The organism is Rhizobacter sp. P2_H3, from assembly GCF_056403355.1.
Genome location: NZ_JBFUFQ010000303.1, coordinates 1 through 6,090, shown reverse-complemented (window position 1 = coordinate 6,090; position 6,090 = coordinate 1). Strand labels below are relative to the sequence as shown.

The following is a 6,090-nucleotide window of genomic DNA, read 5'->3' as shown; positions in this document are numbered from 1 at the left end:
CCCCCCGGCCGCGCGGCGCGCACCGCCGGGTCCTCGCGCGGCGCGAGCGTCGCCGCCAGCTTCGCGAGCACCCCCTTCTCGTCCGCCGACAGGCGCTCGCCCCAGCGCGTGTCGCGCAGCCGCTGCAGCACCGGCCAGCCGCACAGCAGCGCGCCGCCGACCGAACCGCCCTCCATCGCCCGCGCAATCCAGGGCCGTAGCGTGGCCGCGGCCTCGTCGACCACGCCGAGCCGCAGCCGCACATCCGCCAGCAGCACCGTCGCCTGCCCTGCCGGGAAGAAGCACGACGGCTCCTGATCGAGCGCCAGCGGCGCGAGCAGCGCCTGCGCATCGGCCAGCCGCCCATCCACCATCGCGACGAATGCGCGGCTGAAGCTGCGGTCGAATGACGCCGCTGCCCACTCGTACGGATTCAGCACCTGCGCGAGCCGCGCATCCAGTTCGCGCAAGCTCGCCTCGTCCTGCAGGATCCACGCCGCGCGGCTGTGCGTGAAGAGCAGCTCGTACTCGTGCGTCAGCCGGTTCGGCGCCGAACCGTGCTCGGCGAGGTCGTGCCGGCCCTCCAGCGCCGCCGCATACGCCGCCTCGCGCCGCCCGCACACCGCATCGATCAGCGTGTGCGCCATGTGGTTCTCGGTCAGCACGCTGCGCGGCCGGCCGAGCCAGCGGCAGTCCTCGTCGGCGCGCGCCAGCCAGTGCTCGGCCTCGTCGAGCCGCCCAGCCGAGAACGCGAGCCATGCGCGCGCATGCAGCACGCCGGCGCGCAGCTGCGTCGGCGTGTCGCCGAACAACACCGTCGCGCGCTGGCCGAAGCGCTCCAGCAGCACGTCCATGCCCGGCATGCCGACCATCAGGCTGTGGAAGAAGCAGGCATCCCACACCGCCGGCTCGGGCACCCGCTCCAGCGCCTGCAGCATCTGCTCGAACCACGGCGCCACGTCGGCCGCGCGCGCCTGCGCATAGGCCGCCCACGCCGAGCCGAAGCACACGAAGGCGCGCGTGCCGTCGTCCAGCGGCAGCGCCAGCAGCTTCGGCAGCTCGCGCGCGGCCACCTCGGTCTGCGCCATGTTCTGCATCGCGAGGCAGGCATAGGCCCGCGCGCGCCACGCCTGCGCATCGCGGCCGGCCGCGCGGAAGCCGGCTTCGGCCTGCTGCATCGCGGCCAGCATCGTGTCGAACGCGAAGCTCGGGAAGCAGCTGAGCCCGCGCAGGAAATGCAGCTCGGGCCGCCCGTCGAACTCCGCCGGTGGAAACAGCGCCAGCATGCGCGCCAGGCTCGGCGCACCGCCGATCGCCAGCAGCTCGGCGCCCCGCCCGGCCACGGCCTGGGCCGCCTCGTCCCACGCGCCCGCCCGCGCCAGGTAGCCGACGGCGCGCGGCAGGTCGTCCTCGCCCTCGGCCGCGCGGCGCAACAGCGCCGGCAGGTCGGCGGCGCGCTCGCGCTGCAGCCGGTCTTCGAGGAAATCACGGAACAGGTCGTGCAGCCGCAGCGTCAGCTCGTCGGCATCGAGCACGCTGACGAACAGGCCGCGCCGCTCCACCTCGGCCAGCAGCCGCGCCGCATGCGGCGAGCCGCTCACGTGCGCGCAGCGTGCCACGGTCAGCTCGGGCAGCACCGCGCAGCACAGCAGGAAGCTGCGCAGCTCGTCGGGCATCTCGTCGAGCACCTCGGCGGCGAGGTAGTCGAACAGGTGGCGCTGCGTCAACGCGCCGGCGCGCGCCCCGGGCGCACCCGGCCGCGCCGTCAGGTTCAGGCGCAGCCCGGCAGGCCAGCCGTCGGTGCGCTCCAGCAGTTCGCGCGCGGCCCCCGCCTCGGCCGGCATCCCGGCGCTCGCCAGCAGGTCGGCCACCTCGTTCTCGCTGAAGCGCAGTTCATACTGCCGGAACTCGCTGAGCTCGCCGGCCGCGCGCCAGCGGCCCATCGCGAGCGGCGGCTCCAGCCGGCTCGCCATCACGACACCCCACGGCTGCGGCAGCCGCTCGATCAGCAACTGCAGCAGCTCGAACACCTGCGGGTCGGCGATGCGGTGCACGTCGTCGAGCACCAGCAGGCCACGCGCGCGCTCGGCGCCGGCCAGCGCATTGACGAGCTCGTCGGCCACCGCGCGCAGCCCGCGCTCGCCGAGCGCCAGCGTGGCGAGCGCATCGGGGTCGACGCGCCACGGCAGGTCGTGCGGCTCCAGCGCGCTGCCCAGGCACGCGAGGAAGCGCGGCAGCTGGTCGTCCTCGTCGGCCGTCACCCACGCGAGCGCGGTGCCCGGCGGCAGCAGGCGGATCTGCCGCGCCAGCGCCGAGGTCTTGCCGTAACCCGCCGGTGCGAGCAGCAAGGTCAGCCGCTGCTGTTGCAGTGCCACGCCCAGCGCATGCTCCAGCACCGGCCGCCCGACCAGGCTGGTGCGCGGGCGCGGCGGCTGGATCTTGGCCAGCGCGAAGGCATGGGGAGCGGCTCCGGAGAGGGCGGTCGACGACATCGCGGGATTCTGACGGCGCACCGCCGGCACGGCGCGCTGCGCGACCTCCTCAAATGAGGGGATGGCCCGCCGTCCGGCGGCCGATGGCTCCTTCGGCCGATGCGGGCCAGGGCCGCCGGCCCGCAGCATCGCGGCATGCTTGTCATCAGCCACAGCGCCCTGCCCCGCGACCCGCCGGACGGCCCGAACCCGCGTGTCGGCGTCGCCGGGGCGGCGCAGGGAATCCATGCGTTCGAAGCCTGGACGCAGCAGCTGGAACCGGGCGCGGCCACCGGCTGCCACCGCCATGACGGCGAGCTGGCGATCCTCGTGCTGCAGGGCAGCGGCAAGCTGCAGCTGCCCGACGGGCCGCAGCGCTTCCAGGCACCGTGCACGCTGATCGTGCCGGCGGGTGCGGAGCACCAGGTCGTCAACCACGGCGGCGGGCTGTTGCAACTGGTTGCAGTCGCAGCTCCCCCGAAAGGGGTGGCTCCTCGCTGACGCGGCCGGTGGCTCCTTCGGGCGATGTGACGGCATGAGGCTCCCGGAACACTGCGAGCCTCACTGCAACACCCGCTTGACCCGGAGTCCTCACGATGAACACATGGTTGAAACGCGGCGCCTTCGCGCTGTGCGGCCTGGTCGCCACCGGTGCCGCGGCCCTGGTGCTCGGTGCGCAGCTGGGCGAACGCAAGATGCAGCGGCAGGTCGCGTTGCAAGTCGGCCCGGTGGCGCTGCCGGGCGATGACGCCGGGCTCGCGCGCGGCAAGTACCTGTACCTGTCGCGCGGCTGCACCGAATGCCATGGCGTCGACGGTGGCGGCAAGGACGTCGTCAACGACGGCAAGGGCATGCGGGTGCGCGCGCCCAACATCACGCCGGCGCCGGGCAGCGCGGTCGAGCGCTACACGGTGGCCGACTGGGTGCGCACCGTGCGCCACGGCGTGAAGCCCGACGGCCGCCCGGCGATCGTGATGCCGAGCGAGGACTACAACCGGCTGACCGATGCCGACCTCGGCGCGCTGATCGCCTGGCTGCGGCAGATGCCGGCCGCGACCGGTGGTCCCGCGGTGATCGAGTTCCCGCTGCCGGTGAAGGCGCTGTATGCCGCCGGCGTGATCCACGACGCGGCCGAGATCATCGACCACGCGCTGCCACCGTCGCAGCCGGTGCCCGAGGCGCCGACCGCCGCGCACGGTGCCTACGTCGCGAACGCCTGCATCGGCTGCCACGGCGCCGGCCTGTCGGGCGGGCGCATTCCCGGTGCGCCGCCCGAATGGCCGGCCGCCGCGAACCTGACACCGGGCGACGCCAGTGCGATGGCGCACTACGCCGATGCGGGCGCGTTCGTCCGGATGCTGCGCAGCGGCCGGCGCCCCGACGGCAGTGCGATCAGCCGCGTGATGCCGTTCGAATCGCTGCAGGCGCTGAACGACACCGATGCGCAGGCGCTGTACCTGCACCTGAAGGGGCTGGCGCCGCGAGCCGCCGGCAACCGCTGAAGCCCTCTTCCTGAAGCCCTCCTCAATCCTCACCAAGGGACACCGATGATGAAATCATTCACCCACGGGCTGGCCGCCCTGCTCGCCAGCCTCGCCCTCGCCGCGTGCGGCGGCGGCGATTCGAACGATGGCGGCAACAACCCGCCACCGGCCACCGCCAGCGTCACCGGGCACGTCGTCGACATGGACAGCGACCAGGCCGTCGCCAACGCCACCGTCACGGCCGGCAGCGCGAGCACGAAGACCGCGAACGACGGCAGCTTCACGCTGACCGGCGTCGCGCCGGCCGAGCGCGTGACCGTCAAGGTCGAAGCCACCCAACACGGTGCGAACGTCGCCGTCGTCAAACTCGCCACCGGCAGCACGGCCGACATCCGCGTGCGCCTGCTGAAGCTCGCCGCGCCGCAGACCTTCTCCGCTGCGGCCAGCGCCGTCATCGGCAACGCCGCCGGCACCGCGCAAGTGGCGCTGCCGGCCGCCAGCCTGGTCGACGCCGAGACCGGCGCGCCCGCGGCCGGCACCGTGTCGGTCAGCGTCACGCCGGTCGACCCGGCACGTGACCCCGAGCGCATGCCCGGCGGCTACACGACGCTGCAGAACGGCAGCGTGCGCGCGATCGAGAGCTTCGGTGCGGTCAAGGTCGACCTGCGCGATGCCGACGGCAAGCGCCTGAACCTGAAGCCCGGCAGCCAGGCCACCGTGCGCATCCCGTTGTCGACCCGCTCGCCGAACCCGCCGGCCAGCGTGCCGCTGTGGCATTTCGACGAGGCCAGCGCGCGCTGGGTGCAGGAAGGCACGGCCACGCTGAGCGGCACCGGCGCGAACCAGTACTACGAAGGCACCGTCACGCACTTCAGCTACTGGAACGCCGACCAGGTCGCCGAGACCGTCGACCTCGAAGGCTGCGTGGTGACCGCCGACGGCAAGCCGGCGGCGAACGTGCTGGTCAGCACCAGCGGCGTCGACTACTCCGGGCGCAGCTCGGCGATCACCGACGCCACCGGCCATTTCGTCGTGCAGGTGCGCAAGGATTCGACCACCTCGGTGTGGGCCGCGACCGACAAGCTCGTCACCGCCATCCACGAAGTGACGATGGGGAGCGAGAACGGCGCGATGACCGAATGCATGGTGCTGGAAACCGCGACCACCGGCAGCAAGCTCGCGCCGAAGGTGACGAGCAACCCGCGCGCGCAGACGGTGGCGATCGGCGAGACCGTGATGTTCTACGCCACCATCGACGGCACGCAGCCGATGACCTATGTCTGGCTGCGCAACGGCGTCGAGATTGCCGGCAGCGACAGCAGCTTCCTGTGGCTGCCGGAGGTGACGCTGGCTGACAACGGCGCCGTCTACAGCCTGAAGGCCACCAACGCCGCCGGCAGCGTGACGACCACGACCGCCAAGCTCACCGTCAGCGCGACGCCGATCCCGCCGACGCTGGCCTGGGCACCGCGCGACGCGACGGTGAATGCCGGCGAGACCGCCGTCTTCACGGTGGGCGTGACCGGCAGTGCGCCGTTCACCTACCAATGGAAGCGCAACGGCCAGGCGATCGCCGGTGCGGCATCGCCCAGCTACGCGTTCACGACGGTCGAGGGCGACGACGGCGCGCTGTTCAGCGTCACCGTGAGCAACGCCGGCGGCACGCTGACGACCGACGCGGCGAAGCTCACCGTCATCCCGGCGCAATCGCCGCCGGTGATCACGACGCAGCCGCAGGGCATCGTCGTCAACGTCGGCAGCTCGGCGGTCTTCGCGGTCGAGGCCAAGGGCAGCGCACCGCTCGCCTACCAGTGGCAACGCAACGGCACCGACATCGCCGGCGCATCGGCCAACGTGCTGACGCTGGCCGCGGTGACCGCGGCCGACAACGGCGCGCAGTTCCAGGTGGTCGTGAAGAATGCGAAGGGCAGCGTGACGAGCGCCGCCGCGACGCTGACGGTCAACCAGGCCAGCGACGACCAGCAGGCGAAGCTGCTCGCGCTGATGACCGCGTGGCTGCCAGGCATGGAAGCCGCCGGCGCACCGCTGCAGTTCGCCGACGACGGCTTCAAGGTGCTGGCGGTCAGCGCGGTGTGCGGCGGCGGCACGGCAGGCATCACGCTGGATGGCGGGGCCGCGCCCGCACCGGGCACGAC

Annotated in this window: 4 protein-coding genes; 3 read left to right on the top strand and 1 reads right to left on the bottom strand. The window is 73.0% G+C overall.

The annotated features are described in order from the left end of the window. The coding region (locus AC1D1T_RS29400; protein WP_477993020.1) for a winged helix-turn-helix domain-containing protein at nucleotides 1-2,471 on the bottom strand (2,471 nt) is incomplete at its 3' end. A 135-nt stretch (nucleotides 2,472-2,606) separates the two neighbouring features. Between AC1D1T_RS29400 and AC1D1T_RS29395 the strand changes: the two genes are divergently transcribed. From AC1D1T_RS29395 to AC1D1T_RS29385, 3 genes are all read left to right on the top strand, one after another. After that, complete coding sequence (locus AC1D1T_RS29395) at nucleotides 2,607-2,951, top strand: cupin domain-containing protein (protein ID WP_197067028.1); 345 nt, start codon at nucleotides 2,607-2,609, stop codon at nucleotides 2,949-2,951. Nucleotides 2,952-3,046: 95 nt separating this feature from the next. Next, nucleotides 3,047-3,952, top strand: a complete 906-nt coding sequence (locus AC1D1T_RS29390) for a c-type cytochrome (RefSeq protein ID WP_477840308.1) — start codon at nucleotides 3,047-3,049, stop codon at nucleotides 3,950-3,952. Between the two features lie 48 nt (nucleotides 3,953-4,000). Further along, the coding region (locus AC1D1T_RS29385; protein ID WP_477993019.1) for an immunoglobulin domain-containing protein at nucleotides 4,001-6,090 on the top strand (2,090 nt) is incomplete at its 3' end.